This is a genomic window from Saccharothrix isguenensis (assembly GCF_052936305.1).
The window spans coordinates 1710469-1729477 of the sequence record NZ_CP193626.1 but is presented as its reverse complement, the minus strand read 5'-3'; the positions used below and the strand labels follow the sequence as shown (position 1 = coordinate 1729477).

Sequence of the window (19009 nt, the reverse complement as noted above, 5' to 3'; positions counted from 1 at the left end):
AGAGCAGGGGCCCCGGCTGGGACCCCTGCTCCAAGCGTTCGTGCCGGCTACCGCTCGTCGGCCCGTGCGGGCTGTGGGCGGTGTTCGGCGGGCGCGTCGAGCGCCTGCTCGTAGAGGGTCGGCTTGGCGGCGTCCGGATCGGCCGCGGCCTGCGCCCGGAGACGTTCCTCCGCGGCCCGGTTCTCCTCTTCCTCCAGGGCGAGGGTGGCCTTGAGGCGCTTGTCCGACCGGCGGACCGCCCACACGGTGACGACCAGCGCCACGGCCATCAGCGGGTAGCCCATGGCCAACCGCGCCGCGGCCAGCCAGCCGACGGACGCCTCGTCGTACAGCCACCGCTGCACCACGAACCGGGAGCCGAAGACCAGCGCCCACACGAGGGTCGCGATGTCGTAGTCGCGGACGCTCGCCTTGTCCCGCCGCCACGCCTGGCCCTGGCCGTTGAGCGCCGACCAGATCACTCCCGCGAGCGGCCACCTGACCAGGATCGAGCCGAGGAACACGCCGCCGTAGACGAGGCTCTGCCAGATGCCGAACAGGAAGAAGCCCTTGGCGTCACCGGTGCGGTAGGCGATGAACGCGGCGATGCCGACACCGAAGACCGCCGAGACGGCCGGCTGCACCGAGCCCTTGCGGATGGCCAGCACGATGCCGATCACCACGGCCGACGACAGCGCGCTCCAGATCGCCGGCATGAGGCCGGCCAGCGCGTTCACCAGCACGAACACCACGACCGGCAGCGAGGAGAAGAGGAGGCCGCTGACGCCGCCCATCTGCTCCAGCATGGTGGGCTGCTTCTCGGACTCGTCCACTTGTGTCATGAAGCGTTCTGCAACTCGTAGTAGGGGTTGTAGAGCACCTTGCGGCCGTCACGCACCGCGATCCGCCCTCTGGCCTTGATGGTCCTGCCCGGCTCGATGCCCGCGATGCGGCGACGACCCAGCCAGACCAGCGTGACGCCCTCGGTGCCGTCGTACAACTCGGCCTCCAGCGTGGCGGCGGCGTCACGCGGACACAGCTCGACGCTGCGCAGCCTGCCCAACACCGTCACCTCCTGACCGGACTCGCAGTCGCACGCGCGGATGGCCCCGACGGCCTGGGCTTTTCGGGACAGGTCATCGGCGTCCAACTCGCTGACGTCGGTGGTGAGCCGACGCACGAGGCGGCGCCAGTAGCCACCTCCAGTACCAGTCATCCCCGACTCCTGGAATGCGCGGGGCCTCGACGACGAAGCCCGTCCAACGGCCAGCGTAACCGGGTACACCCGGTCGGGTATCCGACTGGGGGAGGATCTGTCTTCATGAGGCCGTCACCCGCCGTTCTGCTGCCCGGCACCGCGTCCGACGAGGTGTTCGTGGCGTCGGTGTTCGCGGGGCCGCTGGCGGAGGCCGGGGTGAGGCTCGTCGCCCCCGCGTCCCGGGGCGTTCGGGAGCACGTGGCAGCGCTGGACGCCGCGTGGGACGGGACGCCGCTGGTCGTGGGCGGGGTGTCGCTGGGCGCGCACGTCGCGGCGGCGTGGGCGGTGCGCCACCCGGAGCGGTGCGCGGGGCTGCTGGTGGCGTTGCCGGCGTGGCACGGGGCGGCGGACGGCGCACCCGCGGCGTTGGCGGCGTCGGCCAGCGCCTCGGTGGTGGAGTCGGCGGGCGTGGAGGCCGCGCTGGCGGGCGTGGACGGGTGGCTCGGCGCCGAGCTGCGACGCGCCTGGCCCCGGTACGGGACGCGGCTGGCGGCCGTGCTGCGGGAGGCCGCCGGGTCGTCCTCGCCGACGTTGGCCGAGTTGGGCGGGCTGCCGGCGCCGGTGGGGGTCGCCGCCTGCACCGACGACCCCGTTCACCCGCTGGAGGTCGCCCGGGAGTGGGTCGAGGCGCTTCCTCGTGCCGCTCTGCGCACGACGACGCTGGCGGCGTTGGGCGCGGACCGGGAGTCCCTGGGCCGCGCCGCGCTCACCGCGTACCTCGACGCGTCGGGTTAGGCCTCCTGCTGGGCTTGGACGTGCCGGGCGATGGCCTCCGGCAGTTCGATCGGCAACGGCGTGCGCACCGGCATCGCCTGCTCGCCGCGCACCACGACCGTGTCCCTGATCAGCGTGTACAGGGCTTCGGTCGCCCGCAGCCCCATTTCCTCCGTGGGCGCCGCCGCGATGCCGCGCAGCATCCACCGGGGGCCGTCCACGCCCACCACCCGCAGGTGCACCTCGTTGTTGCGGGCCGCGATCTCCTCGCCCCAGTCGCCGTTCTCCCGCAGGATCCGGAAGCCGTCCGCCTTGAACTGGGCGATCATCTCGCCGCTGACGTCCGGCCACAGCCGGTCCGACTTCGGCGCCGCGAACGCGCTGACGGTGAGCTGGCCGACGGTCGTCAGCAGGTGCACCGCCCGCACCGCGCCCGAGGGGTCCATCTCCACCTGCAGCTGCGCGCCGTCGGGCACGGGCAGCCGGATCGAGCCCAGGTCCAGCCGGGTCAGTCCGTCGTCCGGGGCCAGCGACTCGTCGAACGGCCCTTCCTCGGCCTCCTCGACACCGTCGAACTCGACCTCGGGTTGCGCCGTCCCCCGGTTCGCGGAGTGCCTACCGCGCTTTCGGCGCTTTCCGAACATCGCCTTCACCCCTCCGTCCGGGCGAGCACGTCGTGCCCGCCTGTAGAGCCGTAGCCGCCCTGTCCGCGTGCGGAGTCGGGCAGCTCTTCGACTTCGCGGAACACCGCGTGTTCCACCTTCTGCACCACGAGCTGGGCGATCCGGTCACCGCGCGTGAGCACGACGGCCTCGCGCAGGTCGTGGTTCACCAGACACACCTTGATCTCGCCCCGGTAGCCCGCGTCGATCGTGCCCGGTGTGTTCACCACGCTCAGACCGACACGCGCGGCCAGACCGGAACGCGGGTGCACGAACCCCGCGTACCCCTCGGGCAGCGCTATGGCGATACCAGTGCCGACCACCGCGCGTTCACCCGGTTCGATCACCACGTCGGTGGTGGTCACCAGGTCCGCGCCGGCATCACCCGATCGGGCGTAGGCCGGGACTGGCACGGCAGGATCGAGCCGGGACAACAGGACCTCGACGCTGGGCACGGCGCGCGAGACTACCCTGGTGACGTGAGCGAGAGTGCTGTGACCGCCCCGATCGTGTTCCGCGAGCGGCTGTACGTCCCGTGGTGGGGCTGGCCGCTGCCGCTGGCCGCCGCCGCGCTGCTGGCCGCCGAGATCCACATGGGGTTCCCCGGCGTGCGGTCGTGGCTGCCGTACGTGATCACCGTGCCGCTGGCCGTGCTGCTGATCGTGCGACTGGGCTCGGTGAAGGTCGAGGTGTCCGGCGGCGAGCTGCGGGTCGGCCAGGCGCACGTGCCGCTGGAGCTGCTCGGCGAGGTCGAGGTGTTCGACGCCAAGTCGAAGCGGAAGGCGATGGGGCCGGACCTCGACCCGATGGCGTTCGTGACGCACCGCGGGTGGATCGGGCCGATGGTGCGGGTCGTGATCGACGATCCCGCGGACCCCACGCCGTACTGGCTGTTCAGCGTGCGTTCGGCGGAGAAGTTGGCGGCCGTGCTGCGTGACCGGTGATGAACACCCGGTCAGGCCGCATCGGAGGGGATCCCGGAAAGGGTGGTGTCGGTCGGGGTGGTGTCGGTCGGGGTGGTGTCGGTCGGGGTGGTGTCGGGACCACGTCGACGGGCTGATCGTCGACGGCGACCGGGGCGCCACCCCGGCGGTGGGGGTGAGCGCCCAGGTCTGGTCGTAGGTGCGGTGCTGCTGGTGTGCCTACTGCCGGTGGTTCTGCTGCCGGTGTGCCTTGTCGGTGTGCTTGCTGCCGGTGTGCGCCTGCTGCCGGTGGCCGTGCCCGGTCGTGCGTCAGGAGCAGTCGCGGCAGATGTACTGGCCGTTGACTTCCTCGGCCAGCCTGCTGCGGTGGTGCACCAGGAAGCACTTCGAGCACGTGAACTCGTCCGCCTGCTTCGGCAGGACCTTGAACGTGAGCTCCTCGCCGGACAGGTCGGCGCCCGGCAGCTCGAAGTTCTCGGCGGTCGCGTCCTCGTCGACGTCGACGACCCCGGACTGCGTTTCGTTGCGCCGCGCCTTCAGCTCCTCTAGGGAGTCCTCAGCGAGTTCGTCCGCCTCGCTGCGACGCGGTGCGTCGTAGTCGGTCGCCATGCTTCTTTCACCCCTGCGGTCTACGGAGACTGTTCGTGTCGCTGGTTAACGCACCAGCGCCCCAATTTGTGCCCTCCGTCCCCAGTGACGGAGGTCTCGCTCGTTCGGCCGGGCGCCAACCCCCTGTACGTCGACGCTTTCCGGTGCCCGGAGGTGCCCGGAGCGCCGAGAGGGTAGCTCATTGATCGGGGGGCCGTGCAGCGGGTTCCCCCTAATTGAGCAGACGGGTGAGAGGCCCTTCGCACGCAGGCCCGATAGGCTTTGTGTGGGCGATGCCCACCCGCAGCCGGCGTGCTGTGATGCCCGACATGGGCGTTCACCGTCCGCGACCGGGTGATCGCACCCCGCTACACACCCGCCCGAGGCGCGGGCGGGCGGGGCGCGGCATAGCCTGATCACCAACAACACTGGGCCAGGGGAGGTCGACGGACGTGGGACCCGGTACGGGGAACAGCGGGTCGTCGCGGTACCGGAAGCGGCGGCCGTTGCCGGCGCTCGTCCTCTTCGTGGTGCTCGCCGTGACGTCGGTCGTGGTGTGGAACCGCGTGCTGGCGGACGCCGGGGACGTGGACGCCGCGATCAGATGCAACACACCCGGAGCGGCGCCTTCCGCCGCGTCCGGCGCACCACCGGCGGGGCCGCAGCCCGCGCTGGGCACGGTGCTGGCGCACGACGCGCTGGACCGGACCGACCCGGTCCCGGTCGGCGACGTGCAGTTCCGCGTGTTCAACGCCAGCACGCAGCGCAACCAGGCGCGGTTCGTCGCGACGACGCTGGTCGAGCTGGGGTTGAAGCAGGCGGCCGAGCCGGACAACGACCCGGTGTACCCGTCGCAGGACATGACGTGCCGGGGGCAGATCCGGTTCGGGGCGCCCGGTGCGGGTGCGGCGCGGACGTTGAGCCTGATCGAGCCGTGCCTGGAGCTGGTGCGCGACGAGCGGCAGGACGCGACGGTGGACCTGGCGATCGGCCAGAAGTTCAGCGAGGTGAAGCCGAACAGCGACGCCCGCAAGGTGCTCGACCAGTTGTCCGCGTGGGCGGAGCAGGAGCCGGAGCAGCAGGGCGGCCAGGCCGCCGAGGGCTCGACCTCGCCGTCCCTGAACGCCGACAACCTCCAGGCCGCTCGCGACGTCCACTGCTGACCCCGCGAGCCCTCCACTCCGGCACCGCGAGCCCTCCGGTCCGGCACGGCGAACCGCGCGCTCCGGCACCGCGAGCCCTCCGGCCCGGCACCGCGAGTCCCATGCTCGGGACCCGCGTGTCACCCAAGCCCTCGCGCCGCTGCGCCTGATCGGGTGAGCCTCACGTTCTGAGTGTGGGACTCACGCGTTCCGAACGGAGGACTCGCGGGTCAGACATTGCCGAAGCCGCACTCCACCAAGGCCGTGAACAGGGCGTCGGCGATGCCCGGCGCGGCGGCGAACGTGGCGTCCGCCCCCAGCTCCGGCGCCTCCCCCGGCAGGTGCACGACGGCACCGGCCTCACGGGCCAGCAACGCCCCCGCCGCCCAGTCCCACCGTCCCAGGGTGTGCTCGGCGTACGCGTCCAGCCGCCCGGCCGCCACGGCGCACAGGTCCAACGACGCCGCACCCGCCCGCCGCATGTCCCGCACCCGCGTCGCCAGGCCCGTCCACGCCTCCGCCTGCCGCTGCCGCCGCTCCGCCCGGTACGCGAAGCCGTAACCCAGAAGGGACAAGTCCAATCGGGTGGCGTCCGACACGGCGAGCCGCCGCCCGTCCAGCCACGCCCCACCGCCCCGCGCCGCCGTCCACACCCGTCCGCTGACCGGCTCCACGACCGCCCCGGCCACCGACTCGCCGTCGACCTGCGCGGCGATCGACACGGCGTAGTGCGGGATCCCGTACAGGTAGTTCACCGTCCCGTCGATCGGGTCGACGACCCAGGTCAGCCCTTCGACCGCGGCCGTACCCCCTTCTTCCTCGCCGATCACGGGCTCACCGGGCCGAAGCTCGGCGAGCCGCCGGCGGACGAGTTGTTCGGACGCGCGGTCGGCGGCCGTCACCACGTCGGTGGCACTGCTCTTCGTGTCGACGTCGGTCACGGCGGCTTCGCGCATGGTGACCGCCAACTCGCCCGCCTCACGGGCCACGAGCACGGCGGTGTCGACCAAGGAGCGCGGATCGAAACGCAACTGTTCCTCCTGCGTCACTCTCACGGGACTATCGGAGAACCGCAGGCTAATGTCTGCGGCCACGGTTACTGAATCGAGTAGGAAGGCCACGGGGATGGGCATGACCCGCGGGTTCGGCGTGGACATCGGCGGTTCCGGCATCAAGGGCGGGCTCGTGGACCTGGAGGCGGGTGCACTGGACGGCGAGCGCCTGCGCATCATCACGCCGCAGCCCTCGACGCCGGACGCGATCGCCGACGTGGTCGCCGAGATCGTCGAGAAGTTCAACTGGGACGGTCCCGTAGGCGTCACCTTGCCCTGCGTCGTCAAGCACGGTATCGCGCACAGCGCCGCGAACGTCGACAAGACGTGGATCGGCACGGACGCCGCCGCACTGTTCGCCCAGCGCCTCGGCCGGCCGAAGGAACAGGTCGTCGTGCTCAACGACGCCGACGCCGCCGGCATCGCCGAGATGCGGTTCGGCTCCGGTGTCGGCCGGGACGGCCTGGTGGCCCTGCTGACGTTCGGCACGGGCATCGGAACCGCGCTGTTCCTGGACGGCAAGCTGATCCCCAACACCGAGTTCGGCCACCTCGAAGTCGACGGCCACGACGCGGAGAAGCGCGCCGCGGCCTCGGTGAAGGAGGACAAGGGCCTGACCTGGGCTGAGTGGGCGCCGCGCGTCTCCCGGTACATCAACGTGCTGGAGGACCTGATCTGGCCGGACCTGGTGATCGCGGGCGGCGGGGTCAGCAAGAAGGCCGAGAAGTGGCTCCCGCTGCTGGAGGCGCGCACCGAGGTGGTGGCCGCCGCGTTGAAGAACGACGCGGGCATCGTGGGGGCCGCGGTCGCCGCCGCGCAAGGTCTCCGCCACTGATTTGCGCATCGTTCCACCTGCGAGAACGCGTGCCGGACCTCTGCGGAGGACGCCGCGGCGCAACGGCACGCGATTCTCGTCGTTACAATGGAACGGTGCCCCGCTGACGAACGATCCGGCGGGGGATCCCCCGTACTCAGGCGACCGAGGTTCGCGCCCTTCGGTTTGCCTTGATCGACAGTCGTGAAAGGGCGTACGTGGCAGCCGCGAAGACGACTCAGGCAGCTCAGGCTGACGCCGAGGAGACGCCCAAGGCCACCTCGGCGAGGAAGGCCCCGGCCAAGAAGCCGGCGGCGAAGACCGCCGCGGCGGGGAAGACGGCCACGCGGGCGCCGCGCAAGACGGCCGCCAAGGCCGCCACTGCCGCGCCCGGCAAGGTGAAGAAGGACGGCGAGGACCCCGAGGACCTCGAAGGCGCTCCTGATGCCGAAGACCTGGTGGAAGACGTCGAGCTGATCGACGAGCCGGTCGAGGAGGAGCCCGCCGAGGAAGAGGCCAAGCCCGGCGAGGGCGACTTCGTCTGGGACGAGGAGGAGTCGGAGGCCCTGCGGCAGGCCCGCAAGGACGCCGAACTCACCGCCTCGGCCGACTCGGTCCGCGCCTACTTGAAGCAGATCGGCAAGGTCGCGCTCCTCAACGCGGAGGAGGAGGTCGAACTCGCCAAGCGCATCGAGGCCGGCCTCTACGCCGCCGAGCGGGTGCGCCGGGCCGAGGACGAGCAGGAGAAGCTGACCCCGCAGATGCGCCGTGACCTGCGGTGGATCGTGCGGGACGGCGAGCGGGCGAAGAACCACCTGCTGGAGGCGAACCTCCGGCTCGTGGTGTCGCTCGCCAAGCGCTACACCGGTCGTGGCATGGCGTTCCTGGACCTGATCCAGGAGGGCAACCTCGGTCTGATCCGCGCGGTGGAGAAGTTCGACTACACCAAGGGCTACAAGTTCTCCACGTACGCGACGTGGTGGATTCGCCAGGCGATCACCCGCGCGATGGCCGACCAGGCCCGCACCATCCGCATCCCGGTGCACATGGTGGAGGTCATCAACAAGCTCGGCCGCATACAGCGTGAACTCCTGCAGGACCTGGGCCGCGAGCCCACGCCCGAGGAGCTCGCCAAGGAAATGGACATCACCCCGGAGAAGGTGCTGGAGATCCAGCAGTACGCCCGGGAGCCCATTTCGCTGGACCAGACGATCGGCGACGAGGGCGACAGCCAGCTCGGTGACTTCATCGAGGACTCCGAGGCCGTGGTGGCCGTGGACGCGGTGTCGTTCACGCTGCTCCAGGACCAGTTGCAGTCGGTGCTGGCGACGTTGTCCGAGCGCGAGGCGGGTGTGGTGCGGCTGCGGTTCGGCCTCACCGACGGCCAGCCGCGCACGCTGGACGAGATCGGCCAGGTGTACGGGGTGACGCGGGAGCGGATCCGGCAGATCGAGTCGAAGACGATGTCGAAGCTCCGGCACCCGTCGCGGTCCCAGGTCCTGCGCGACTACCTGGACTAACCGCTCGACTGAAGATGGCTCTGAGCAGGGGCCCCTCGGCTGAACAGCCGAGGGGCCCTTGTTCTTTTGTCGTAATGTCACCCGATCGGACGACTGCTAACGATCACGGTGCGTGGTGTCCTGGAAGTGGCGCAGCCGCCGGGGGGCGGCACTGGGGAAGCGCCTCGCAGGGGGAGAATCATGAGTGAACGTCGTACTGACGCACGCCTTTCGCGCCTTGCCGCGGCAGAGGCGCTCGACCGGCAGCCTTGGCCGGAGCACGCGAACAACGGGGAGGAAGGCGACTACCCGTACGTCGCCAACTACAGCAAGGGCCTGCCGCACGACAAGGTCGGCGAAGTCCAGCCCGAGGCGTACAACAGGATGCTGCGGGCACTGGCCACCGGGCGGTCGGAGGACTTCGAGCGCATCCCGCTCGACCGCGGTCGCCGGTTCACCAACCCGCGGTCCGGGCTGGCGTTCGACCTGGAGGGCCCGGACCCGCAGTCGCTGGTCATGCCGCCGGTGCCGCGCATCGACAGCCCGCGCAACTCGGCCGAGATGGTCGAGCTGTACTGGATGGCGCTGACCAGGGACGTGCCGTTCACCGAGTACGGCACGAACCCGCTGATCGCGCAGGCGGCGGACGAGCTGTCCCGGTTGACCGACTACCGGGCGCCGAAGGTCGGCACGCGGGTCACGCCGGCCACGATCTTCCGCGGCCACGCCCGGGGTGACCTGCGCGGACCGTTCCTGTCGCAGTTCCTGCTGCGCGACATCCAGTACGGCACGCTGCGCATCCCGCAGCTGCACGACACCGTGCGACCGGACTGCGACTTCCTGACCGACTTCAAGGAGTGGCGGGCGGTGCAGGAGGGTGCCGAGGCGCCCGGGACCGAACGGGACCACGTCAACCGGCGGTACCTGCGCAACGCCCGTGACCTGGGCAACTACGTGCACTTCGACGCGTTGTACCAGGCGTACCTGAACGCGGCGCTGATCCTGCTCGACATGGGCGCGCCGGTCGACACCGGCAACCCGTACGAGCACTCGGCGAACCAGGTCGGGTTCGGCACCTACGGCGGCCCGCACCTGCTGTCGCTGGTCACCGAGGTGGCGACGAGGGCGTTGAAGGCGGTCTGGTTCCAGAAGTGGTTCGTGCACCGGCGGCTGCGGCCGGAGGCGTTCGGCGGGCGGATCCACGCGCACCTGTCGGGGCTGCGGGACTACGACATGATCGACCGCGAGGTGCTGGACTCGGAGGCGGTCAAGCTCACCCACGAGAAGCACGGGTCGTACCTGCTGCCGCAGGCGTTCCCGGAGGGCTCGCCGACGCACCCGTCCTACGGGTCGGGTCACGCGACCGTCGCGGGGGCGTGCATCACGGTGCTGAAGGCGTGGTTCGACGAGTCGTGGGTGCTGCCCAAGCCCGTGGTGCCGGACGCCGACGGCACGGCCCTGGTGCCGTACACGGGTGGCGAGGCGCTCACCGTGGGCGGCGAGCTGGACAAGGTGGCGGCGAACATCGCGACCGGCCGGAACATGGCGGGCGTGCACTGGCGTTCCGACTTCACCGAGTCCGTCCGCCTCGGCGAGGCGGTCGGCATCGGCGTGCTGCGGGACCACGTGCGGGTCAACCACGAGGACGCCTCGTTCGGCCTGACGCGGTTCGACGGGCGTCGCGTGACCATCTGACGGGTCGGGGAACGGACCGTGAACCAGGACATCGTGTCCTGATCGTGTCCGTATGGTGGAACCGGGGGCCGTGTTCGCTGTGAGCGGACCAAAGTGTTACCGATCACAGCTTCGACCCCCGGTTACCCACCTTTTGGCCCAACGAATGTGCGTCCAACGCCGTATTCGCAGGTCATGAAACCGTTGCCACGACAGCGGAACGTGAGCACGAGCCGTTCGATCCGGTGGAACCCGGAGGTTCGGACCACCCTGACGCGGGGTAAATGACGAGTGACGCGGGTCGCCACGGTCAGGGGAACACTGACTTCCGCCCGAACGTCTGCAAGAGTGAAGGCAGCGAACACGGCGCACCCGCCAGATGCGAAGTGGTCGCAGCTAGGTGTGAGGGCACCGATCCCCGGTGCCGGGACGGAGGGAGATTTCCATGACTACGACACTCACCCGCCCCGCGTTGACCGCTGCCGACCGCTGCGACCGCTGCGGGGCTGCTGCCCAGGTTCGCGCCGTGCTCCCCTCCGGGGGCGAGTTGCTGTTCTGCGGGCACCACGCCCGTGAGCACAGCACCAAGCTGCGCGAACTCGCTGCCGAGCTGCAGCAGGGCTGACCACCACGAGCCCTGACTGGGCTCGTAGCACCCTAGCCGTCCGGGGCGGGGATCCGAGAGGGTCCCCGCCCCCCTGCATTTTCCTGGGCGGTGTGAGGGCTTTCCGACGCCGATCGGGCTCGGCCGTCGATGTCGACGCGGAGTTCGCTGTGCGGCACGGGGAGTCGCGGCTCAGACTTCGCCCAGCACGGGCTCGAAGGCCAGTTCGGCGGCGCCGATGAGCTTGGCGTCACGGCCCAGGGGCGACGAGACGATGCGGGTGCCGCCGACGGCGCGGGACACCAGGGACCGCTTCTGCACGGTGCGCCGGAGTTGCTCGACCATGGACTCGGGCAGCGCGGTGAACAAGTCGCCCAGCACCACCAGTTCCGGTCCCAGCATGTTGACCACGGTGACCAGGCCCATGGCCAACCACTCGGTGAACTCCCCCAGCCGGTGCGCGACGCTGTCCGGCGACCCTGCCAACGACCGCAGCTCGGCCACCACGGTGCCGCGCGGCGCGTCCTCGGGCAGACCCAGGGCGCGGCACAGCGCCGCCTCGCCGACTTCCGTCTCCCAGCAGCCCTGGCAGCCGCAGTAGCAGCGCCTGCCGCCGGGGCGGACGACCATGTGCCCCAGTTCGCCCACGTAGCCGCCGGTGCCGCGCAACGGCTGGCCGTTGGAGATCACGCCGCCGCCGATGCCGACGTCGGCGGAGATGTAGACCATGTCGGAGGACGTCCGCGCCGCGCCGCGAACGTGTTCGGCCAGTGCCCCCAGCTCGGCGTCGTTGCCGACCTGGACGGGCACCCTGAGCACCGACGACAGCCGTTCGCCCAACGCCACGTCGGTCCAGTGCAGGTTGGGCGCCTCGTGCACGAGCCCGTCCGCGCGCCGGACCACACCGGGCACGGAGACGCCGACGCCGACCGCCTGCACGTCGAGTTCGTCGGCGAGGAGCTTGGCCGAGTCGGCGACGTGGGTGATCACCTCGCCGGGGTCGCGGGACCGGTGGTGCAGGTTCCACGAGTCCCGGCCGAGGATGTCGCCGCCGAGGCCGACCATGGCCATCGCCACCTGCTCCACGCGGATGTCGATGGCCATCACGACCGCGGCGTGCGGCTGCGGCAGCACGAGCAGGGACGGGCGGCCCGCGCCGGAGCGCTGCGCGGGCACGCGTTCGGCCACCACCCCGGACTCGGCCAGGCCGTCCACCAGGGCTTTGATCGTGCTGCGGTTGAGGCCCAGCTCAGCCGCCAGCGACGCCCTGGTGGACGGGCCGTCCACGTGCAGCCGGCGCAGCAGCGCCGTGCGGTTGTGCCTGCGTACCTCGTCGGGTCGGGCTCCCGCGTTCGGTGAGCTCACGTCAGCGGGCGGCGGTGGCCGCCCGGCGGCGGGACAGCGCGTCGACGCTCGCGGCGAGCAGCAACACGAGACCGGTCACGACGAACACCACGGCGGCGGGCTGGTTGAGCAGGCCCATGCCGTTCTGGATGATCGCGAGCACCGCGCCGCCGATGACCGCGTCGCGCAGCTTGCCCTTGCCGCCGAAGAGCGACGTGCCGCCGATCACGGCCGCGCCGACCGCCATCAGCAGCGTGTTGCCGCCACCGGCGTTGGGGTCGACCGAGCCGACCTTCGACGAGTAGATGATCGCGCCGATGGCCGCGAGCGAGGAGCCGATGACGAACACGCTCATCCGGATCTGCGGCACGTTGATGCCGGCGCGGCGGGCGGCTTCCTTGTTGCCGCCGACGGCGTAGACGTGCCGGCCGTAGCGGGTGCGTTCGAGCACGAACGTGCCGATGACCAGCAGCAGGAGCACGATTGGCACCACGAACGGCACGCCGGTGATCACCACGAGGTTGCTCTGCGAGCGGTTCAGCGTCAACGCGTAGGTGGCGACCGCGGCCAGCACCACGACGGTGCCGACCTTGGCCAGCACCATCGGGGTGGGCGACGCGACCAGGCCGCGGCGCAGCCGGCTGAAGTGGCGGCCGAGCACGACCGCCGCGTAGCCACCGGCGGCGACGACGAACAGCGCCCACGAGCCCGCGGTGCTCAGGTTGCCGTTGGCGACGTTGAAGAGCACGTCGTCGCGCAGGCCGAGCGTGCCGCCCTGGCCGATGAACTGGAGGATGACGCCGCCCCAGGCCAGGAACAGCGCCAGGGTCACCACGAACGACGGGATGCCGACGCGGGCGACGAGGAAGCCGGTGATGGAGCCGATGGCGGCGCCGACGCAGACGGCCAGCAGCATCTCGACCCACGGGTTGGCCGGCACGCCGAACAGGGCGATGGCCAGTGCGACCAGGGACATCACCGTGCCGGGCCAGATCCGCATCAGCGACGCCAGCACGGCGGCCAGCGCGAGCACGCCGCAGAACAGGTAGAAGACGGTGTCGCCCATGCCGCCGAGCAGGTTGCCGCCCTGGACGAGGTGCAGCGCCATCACCGAGGCGCACACACCGGACGCGGTGCCGGCGGACAGGTCGATCTCGCCCAGCAGCAGCACGAACACCAGGCCCATGGCGATGGTGACGACGCTGGCGCCCTGGGCGAGGAGGTTGGCGATGTTGCCCAGCGTCAGGAAGCTGTCGGCCAGCGAGCTGAACACGACGAGCAGCACGACGACGCCGAGCAGCGCGGGCAGGGAGCCCAGTTCGCCGCCGCGCAGGCGCGCCGCGTAGTCGCGGACCGCCTCGCCGGTGGACTGGGAGGTGGTGTCGATGCCGAAGTCGGAGATGGCGCCCTGCGGACTGTCCTGGGGGGACGTCTCGCTGGTGGTGTTGGACATGCTGCGTTCCTCGTCGTGGGGAGCTTGGCGGGGCAGGCGTCGATCCGGGGCAGGCATCAGATGGTGGCGCTCTCGGGACGGGCGATGCCCAGGTCCCCGGAGCGTCCGGCGGTGATCAGCTCGACCACCTGGCCGTGGGTGACGTCCTTGGTGTTCACCTCGGCGGCCATCCGGCCCAGGTACAGGCACGCGATGCGGTCCGCGACCTCGAACACGTCGTTCATGTTGTGGCTGATCAGCACCACGCCCAAGCCCTGCTCGGCCAGTCGGCGCACCAGGTCGAGCACCTGGCGGGTCTGCGCGACGCCCAGCGCCGCGGTCGGCTCGTCCAGCAGCACGACCTTGCTGTTCCACAGCACTGCCTTGGCGATCGCCACGGTCTGCCGCTGCCCGCCGGACAGCGACGCGACCTGCGTGCGCACCGACTTGACCGTGCGGACCGACAGCGAGGTCAAGGTCGTGCGCGCGGCCTGTTCCATGTCGGCTTCGTTCAGCATGCCGAGCTTGCCGCGTTCCCGGCCCAGGAACATGTTCTGGACGATGTCGAGGTTGTCGCACAGAGCGAGGTCCTGGTAGACGACCTCGATGCCCAGGTTCGCGGCGTCGCGCGGCCCGTGGATGTGCACTTCCTCGCCGTTGAACAGGACCTGGCCGGAGTCGGTGGGGTGGATGCCCGCGATGCACTTGACCAACGTCGACTTGCCCGCGCCGTTGTCGCCCACGAGGGCGGTGACCTGGCCGGGGTGCACGTCGAAGTCGATGTCGTGCAGGACGTGCACGGGACCGAAACTCTTGTTGAGGCCGCGAAGTTCGAGGATCGGCTCGCTCACTGGATTTCCTCCGTCTAACCCTTTTTCCCCACACACGGGTGGGCGCGCCGGGGCGGGGTGCGTCTCCCACACCCCGCCCCGGCGCGAGCTGGACTACTTGATGCCGAGCTCGGTGCAGACGGCGGCCAGGTCGCCGCCGCAGATCTCCGTCGCCTTGACGAAGCCCGCGTCCACGACCGTCTTGACCTTGTCCTTGGTGATCAGCTGCGCGGGCAGCAGGACCGACGGGACGTCGCGGTTGCCCTTGGTGTCCTCGGTGACGCCGGTGGCCATCTTGTCGGCCGCCTCCGTGTCGCCCTTGGCCAGCGCCGCGGCCAGCTTGGCGGTCGCCTCGGCCTGGTCGTTGATCGGCTTGAACACGGTCATGAACTGGTCGCCGCGCAGGATGGCCTGGAGGCCCTCCGGGGTGGCGTCCTGGCCGGTGACCGGGACCTTGCCGTTCAGGCCGTACTTCTTCAGCACGGTGATGACCGCACCCGCGAGGCCGTCGTTGGCGGCGACGACGCCGTCCACCTTCTGGCCGTTGCCGGTGAGGATCTGCTCGAAGGTGGTGCCGCCCTTCTGGTTGTCCCAGTTGTCGATCGGCTGGGACTGGACCAGCTTGAGGTCGCCCGACTCGTACTTGGGCTTGAGGACCTTCTGCTGGCCGTTGTAGAAGAGGGTGGCGTTGTTGTCGGTCGGAGCGCCCTCGATCTCGATGATCTCGGCCGGCTTCTTGTCCGGCGCGAGCGCGGCGAGGCCCTGGATGAGGCCCTCACCCTGCAGTTCGCCGACCTTCTCGTTGTCGAACGAGACGTAGTACTTCGAGCTGCCGCCCAGGTTCAGCCGGTCGTAGTCGATGACCGGGATGCCCTGCGCCTCGGCCTTCTTGGCGACCGTCGCGCCGATCTCGCTGTTGGGCGTCGCGATGATCAGGACCTTGACGCCGCCGTTGATCATGCCGTCGGCCAGGGTCGAGAACTTCTGGACGTCACCCTGGGCGTTCTGGATGTCGGCTTCGAGGCCCTCGGCCTTGAGCGCCTTCTCCAGCAGCGGCTTGTCGAAACCTTCCCAGCGCGCGGAACTCGCGGTCTCGGGGAGAATGACGCCGACCTTAGCGCCGCCCGAGCCGCTGTTCGTGTTGGTGTCCGTGGTGTTGCCACCGGTGGACGTGTTGGCGCCACATGCCGTCATGGCCACGGCGAGGCCGGTGCCAACGGCGATGAGAGCGAGGCTCTTGCTGCGCATCCGCCATCCCTTTCACGCAGGAGCGAAAATTGTTGTGGCGCACAACGTATGCCGGGACAGGCGGTGACGGGAAGCACACTTGACCGGTCAAGTAGGCACGATGCGCTAACGACGAGGTAACCGAACGGACATCTGGCTACGCCTAATGTCGCAGTTGACTACGCCTGGTCACCAAGAGCGCAGGGTGGCGATGCGCTCTTCGAGCTGCTCGATGCTGGCCATGGCGGTCGGCGGACCCCCGCAGTACTCGCGCAGCTGGTTGTGAATCTTGCCGTGGGGCTTCTTGGTGCGGTGGTGGTGCATGGCCACCAGCGTGTTGAGCTCCTTGCGCAGCTGGGCCAGCCGCTCCTGCACGCCCGCCGGGCGGCTCGGGGCGGGCGGCGGCGGTGCGGCGACCGGGCGCTTGCCGGCCTCGACGAGCTGCTTCTCCTGCCGCTGCCGCAGCAGCGCGCGCACCTGATCGGGTTCCAGCAGACCCGGCAGGCCCAGGTACTCCTGCTCTTCGTCACTCCCCGCGAACGCGGCCGTGCCGAACGAGGAGCCGTCGTAGATCACCTGATCGAGTTCGGCCGACGCGCCGAGGGCGGTGAACGCCCGCTCCTCCTCGCCCGGCTCGTCCTTGACCTGGTTCGCCTGCGCCAGCAGCTCGTCGTCCCAGCCGTCCTTCTCCCGGTGCGGCTTGCCCAGCACGTGATCGCGCTGCTGCTCCAGCTCACTGGCCAGGCCGAGCAGGACCGGAACGCTGGGCAGGAACACGCTGGCCGTCTCGCCCTTGGCGCGCTGCCGCACGAACCGGCCGACCGCCTGCGCGAAGAACAGCGGGGTCGACGCGCTCGTGGCGTACACGCCGACGGCCAGCCGCGGCACGTCCACGCCTTCCGACACCATCCGGACGGCGATCATCCACCGGTCCTGGGAGTTGGCGAACTCGGCGATCCGGCCGGACGCCTTCGGGTCGTCGGACAGCACCAGGGTCGCGTCGTGGCCCGTGTGGCGCTTCAGGATCTCCGCGTACGCCTTGGCCACGGTCTGGTCGGTGGCGATCACCAGGCCGCCCGCGTCCGGCATGCCGCCGTCGCGCAGCTGGGTCAGGCGCATGTCGGCGGCCTTGAGGACCGACGGGACCCACTCGCCCGTCGGGTCGAGCGCCACCCGCCACGCCCGCGCCGTCTGCTCCTGCGTCAGCGGCTCGCCGAGCCGGGCGGAGAACTCCTCCCCCGCGCTCGTCCGCCAGCTCGCCTCACCGGAGTAGGCGAGGAAGATCACCGGCCGGACGACGCCGTCGCGCAGCGCGTCCGCATAGCCGTAGGAGTGGTCCGAACGGCTGCGCTGGACGCCGTCCGGGCCCGGCTCGTAGCTGACGAACGGGATCGGCGAGTCGTCCGAGCGGAACGGGGTTCCCGTCAGGCACAGCCGGCGCACGGCGGGCGTGAACGCCTCGCGGATCGCGTCGCCCCACGACTTCGCGTCGCCGCCGTGGTGGATCTCGTCGAGCAGGACCAGCGTCTTGCGGTTCTCCGTGCGGACCCGGTGCAGCATCGGGTGCGCCGCGACCTGCGCGTACGTGAGGGCGACGCCGTGGTAGTCGCGGGACGTCACCGCGTTCGTGTTGCGGAAGTTCGAGTCGATGGCGATGCCCACGTCGGCCGCCGCCTGCGCCCACTGGTGCTTCAGGTGCTCGGTGGGCGTGACGACGGTGACCGCCTCGATCGTGCGGTCGGCCAGCAGCTCCGCCGCGACACGCAGGCCGAACGTCGTCTTTCCCGCGCCGGGCGTGGCGACCGCGAGGAAGTCCTTGGGCTTCGCGGCCAGGTACTTCGTGAGGGCGCGCCGCTGCCAGGCGCGGAGGGGACGGGTCGTGGCGACTTGCGGTTGCGACAACCTCGAAACCCTTTCTGCGCTGATCAGCGGCGGTGTCGTGCGGGCGGTGCGGCGTTGGTTCGGCGCTGTTGCGGTGGTGGACACGCAAATGCCCTCGGTGCGGGTGACCGGTCGAGGGCATCGACAGCCTACCCGCTGCCTCACCGACGCACGGGCTCCGATGCCGCGAAATCACCCGGCATGCACCATGCTTGATGTTGCGATGGGTTCGCCGACGGACGAGACAGCACGCAGCACGGGTCGCAAAGGGCCCCTGCGCCTGTTGGCGCGCACGCTGTCGAAGGCGTGGGAGGGGAGCATCTTCTCCGAGGCCGCCGAGGCCGCGTTCTGGCAGATCCTGTCGTTCCCGCCGCTGCTGCTGGGGTTGCTGGGCAGCCTCGGGTACCTCGGGGACTGGTTCGGGCCCGCGGTCGTGAGCGCGGTCAAGGACCGGATCATCTCGACCTGCCGGACGATCTTCAGCGCGGACGTGGTCAACGAGGTCATCGTGCCCACGGTCGACCAGGTCCTCACCACCGGCAAGGGTGAGATCGTCTCGGTCGGGTTCCTGATCTCGCTGTGGGCCGGGTCGTCGGCGATGTCGTCGTTCGTGGACGCGATCACCGCGGCGCACGACCAGTACGGGGTGCGCAACGAGGTGTGGCAGCGGATCTTCGCGCTGCTGCTGTACATGGCGAGCCTGGTGCTGCTGATCGTCGGCCTGCCGGTGCTGGCCCTGGGCCCCGACCTCCTGCCGCGGGTGTTCCCGGACTCGTGGGAGCCGACCATCGAGTCGTGGCTGAGCGCGTTCTACTACCCGGGGATCGCGGTGCTGCTGGTGGTGGCGCTGGCGACGCTGTACAAGGTTTCGCTGCCGAACAAGCTGCCGTGGCACCGGCTGATGCCGGGTGCGGTGCTGGCGATGGCGGTGTTCCTGCTGTCGTCCATCGGGCTGCGGCTGTACATCCAGTGGATCACGACGACCGGGTACACGTACGGGGCGTTGGCGACGCCGATCGCGTTCCTGCTGTTCGCGTACCTGATCGGGTTGGCGATCACGCTGGGGGCCTACTTCAACAGCGCGTTGCAGGAGATGTGGCCGGCGCGGATGACCCGGCGTCAGCGGCGGCGGTGGCAGCGGCTGGAGATCGAGCGGGCGGCCGAGCGGCGGCGGGCGGACAAGAGCGGTCAGGCGTTGCGGGACGCGCCTGGTGGGCCTGCGGCCGGTGCTGCCGGGCCCGCCTTGGCTCCCGGGACCGCGCCGTCACCGGCGGACACGAACCACACCGTGCCGTTGCCGGTGGAACGGGTGCAGCCACAACCACAGCCGCAACCGCGGCCGGAGCCACAAGCGCGGACTGAACGCGAAACTCGCGGGGTCTGAGC

The 19009-nt window shown here is 70.5% G+C and carries 19 protein-coding genes; 8 read left to right on the top strand and 11 right to left on the bottom strand.

The window, feature by feature from the left end; all coding sequences use genetic code 11:
* Window positions 1-47: 47 nt before the first annotated feature.
* Together ACRAKI_RS08475 and ACRAKI_RS08470 are read right to left on the bottom strand one after the other, a co-directional pair.
* On the bottom strand, window positions 48-821 hold the full coding sequence (locus ACRAKI_RS08475) for a DUF3159 domain-containing protein (RefSeq protein WP_447006497.1): 774 nt from the start codon (window positions 819-821) through the stop codon (window positions 48-50).
* Window positions 818-1195, bottom strand: a complete 378-nt coding sequence (locus tag ACRAKI_RS08470) for an OB-fold nucleic acid binding domain-containing protein (protein WP_447006496.1) — start codon at window positions 1193-1195, stop codon at window positions 818-820. Before ACRAKI_RS08470 ends, ACRAKI_RS08475 begins: the two co-directional genes overlap by 4 nt.
* Window positions 1196-1300: 105 nt before the next feature.
* On the opposite strand from ACRAKI_RS08470, the gene ACRAKI_RS08465 reads away from it, so the two are divergent.
* A complete protein-coding gene (locus ACRAKI_RS08465; protein WP_447006495.1) occupies window positions 1301-1972 on the top strand; it encodes an alpha/beta fold hydrolase in 672 nt (223 codons plus the stop codon).
* Here ACRAKI_RS08465 and ACRAKI_RS08460 read toward each other — a convergent pair.
* Window positions 1969-2595 carry a DUF3710 domain-containing protein gene (locus ACRAKI_RS08460; RefSeq protein WP_447006494.1) on the bottom strand — a complete coding sequence of 209 codons (627 nt, stop codon included), beginning with the start codon at window positions 2593-2595 and terminating at the stop codon, window positions 1969-1971. The genes ACRAKI_RS08465 and ACRAKI_RS08460 overlap by 4 nt on opposite strands.
* Before the next feature lie 5 nt (window positions 2596-2600).
* On the bottom strand, window positions 2601-3068 hold the full coding sequence (gene dut, locus ACRAKI_RS08455; protein WP_447006493.1) for a dUTP diphosphatase: 468 nt from the start codon (window positions 3066-3068) through the stop codon (window positions 2601-2603).
* A 24-nt stretch (window positions 3069-3092) separates the two neighbouring features.
* Here dut and ACRAKI_RS08450 point away from each other — a divergent pair, with 24 nt between their 5' ends.
* Complete coding sequence (locus ACRAKI_RS08450; RefSeq protein WP_447006492.1) at window positions 3093-3557, top strand: DUF3093 domain-containing protein; 465 nt, start codon at window positions 3093-3095, stop codon at window positions 3555-3557.
* Between the two features lie 288 nt (window positions 3558-3845).
* Here ACRAKI_RS08450 and ACRAKI_RS08445 read toward each other — a convergent pair whose 3' ends face one another.
* Window positions 3846-4145 (bottom strand): DUF4193 domain-containing protein, encoded by a 300-nt coding sequence (locus ACRAKI_RS08445; protein WP_447006491.1) that lies wholly within the window; start codon window positions 4143-4145, stop codon window positions 3846-3848.
* Window positions 4146-4576: 431 nt separating this feature from the next.
* Between ACRAKI_RS08445 and cei the strand changes: the two genes are divergently transcribed.
* A complete protein-coding gene (gene cei / locus ACRAKI_RS08440; protein ID WP_447006490.1) occupies window positions 4577-5287 on the top strand; it encodes an envelope integrity protein Cei in 711 nt (236 codons plus the stop codon).
* Window positions 5288-5496: 209 nt separating this feature from the next.
* Here the strand turns inward: cei and ACRAKI_RS08435 are convergent, their stop codons facing one another.
* Entirely contained in the window at window positions 5497-6297 is an 801-nt protein-coding gene (locus ACRAKI_RS08435; RefSeq protein WP_447006489.1) for an inositol monophosphatase family protein, read from the bottom strand.
* Window positions 6298-6391: 94 nt separating this feature from the next.
* On the opposite strand from ACRAKI_RS08435, the gene ppgK reads away from it, so the two are divergent.
* The 4 genes from ppgK to ACRAKI_RS08415 all read left to right on the top strand — a co-directional run bounded on the left by ppgK (window position 6392) and on the right by ACRAKI_RS08415 (window position 10930).
* Entirely contained in the window at window positions 6392-7153 is a 762-nt protein-coding gene (gene ppgK / locus ACRAKI_RS08430) for a polyphosphate--glucose phosphotransferase (protein ID WP_447006488.1), read from the top strand.
* A 170-nt stretch (window positions 7154-7323) separates the two neighbouring features.
* Complete coding sequence (locus tag ACRAKI_RS08425; RefSeq protein WP_447006487.1) at window positions 7324-8652, top strand: RNA polymerase sigma factor; 1329 nt, start codon at window positions 7324-7326, stop codon at window positions 8650-8652.
* A gap of 180 nt (window positions 8653-8832) precedes the next feature.
* Window positions 8833-10326, top strand: coding sequence for a vanadium-dependent haloperoxidase (locus tag ACRAKI_RS08420; RefSeq protein WP_447006486.1), 1494 nt, complete (start codon window positions 8833-8835; stop codon window positions 10324-10326).
* Window positions 10327-10750: 424 nt separating this feature from the next.
* Window positions 10751-10930, top strand: a complete 180-nt coding sequence (locus tag ACRAKI_RS08415) for a DUF7455 domain-containing protein (RefSeq protein ID WP_015800348.1) — start codon at window positions 10751-10753, stop codon at window positions 10928-10930.
* Between the two features lie 171 nt (window positions 10931-11101).
* Here the strand turns inward: ACRAKI_RS08415 and ACRAKI_RS08410 are convergent, their stop codons facing one another.
* The 5 genes from ACRAKI_RS08410 to ACRAKI_RS08390 form a co-directional block, all read right to left on the bottom strand.
* Complete coding sequence (locus tag ACRAKI_RS08410; protein WP_447006485.1) at window positions 11102-12274, bottom strand: ROK family protein; 1173 nt, start codon at window positions 12272-12274, stop codon at window positions 11102-11104.
* 1 nt (window position 12275) lies between these two features.
* The gene (locus tag ACRAKI_RS08405; RefSeq protein WP_447006484.1) at window positions 12276-13706 is read right to left on the bottom strand and encodes a sugar ABC transporter permease; all 1431 of its coding nucleotides are present in this window, start codon (window positions 13704-13706) and stop codon (window positions 12276-12278) included.
* A 56-nt stretch (window positions 13707-13762) separates the two neighbouring features.
* The gene (locus ACRAKI_RS08400) at window positions 13763-14536 is read right to left on the bottom strand and encodes an ATP-binding cassette domain-containing protein (RefSeq protein ID WP_447006483.1); all 774 of its coding nucleotides are present in this window, start codon (window positions 14534-14536) and stop codon (window positions 13763-13765) included.
* A gap of 93 nt (window positions 14537-14629) precedes the next feature.
* A complete protein-coding gene (locus ACRAKI_RS08395) occupies window positions 14630-15763 on the bottom strand; it encodes a sugar ABC transporter substrate-binding protein (protein ID WP_447006482.1) in 1134 nt (377 codons plus the stop codon).
* A gap of 168 nt (window positions 15764-15931) precedes the next feature.
* A complete protein-coding gene (locus tag ACRAKI_RS08390) occupies window positions 15932-17644 on the bottom strand; it encodes a DEAD/DEAH box helicase (RefSeq protein ID WP_447006481.1) in 1713 nt (570 codons plus the stop codon).
* 202 nt (window positions 17645-17846) lie between these two features.
* On the opposite strand from ACRAKI_RS08390, the gene ACRAKI_RS08385 reads away from it, so the two are divergent.
* A complete protein-coding gene (locus tag ACRAKI_RS08385) occupies window positions 17847-19007 on the top strand; it encodes a YihY/virulence factor BrkB family protein (protein ID WP_447006480.1) in 1161 nt (386 codons plus the stop codon).
* Window positions 19008-19009 lie beyond the last annotated feature (2 nt).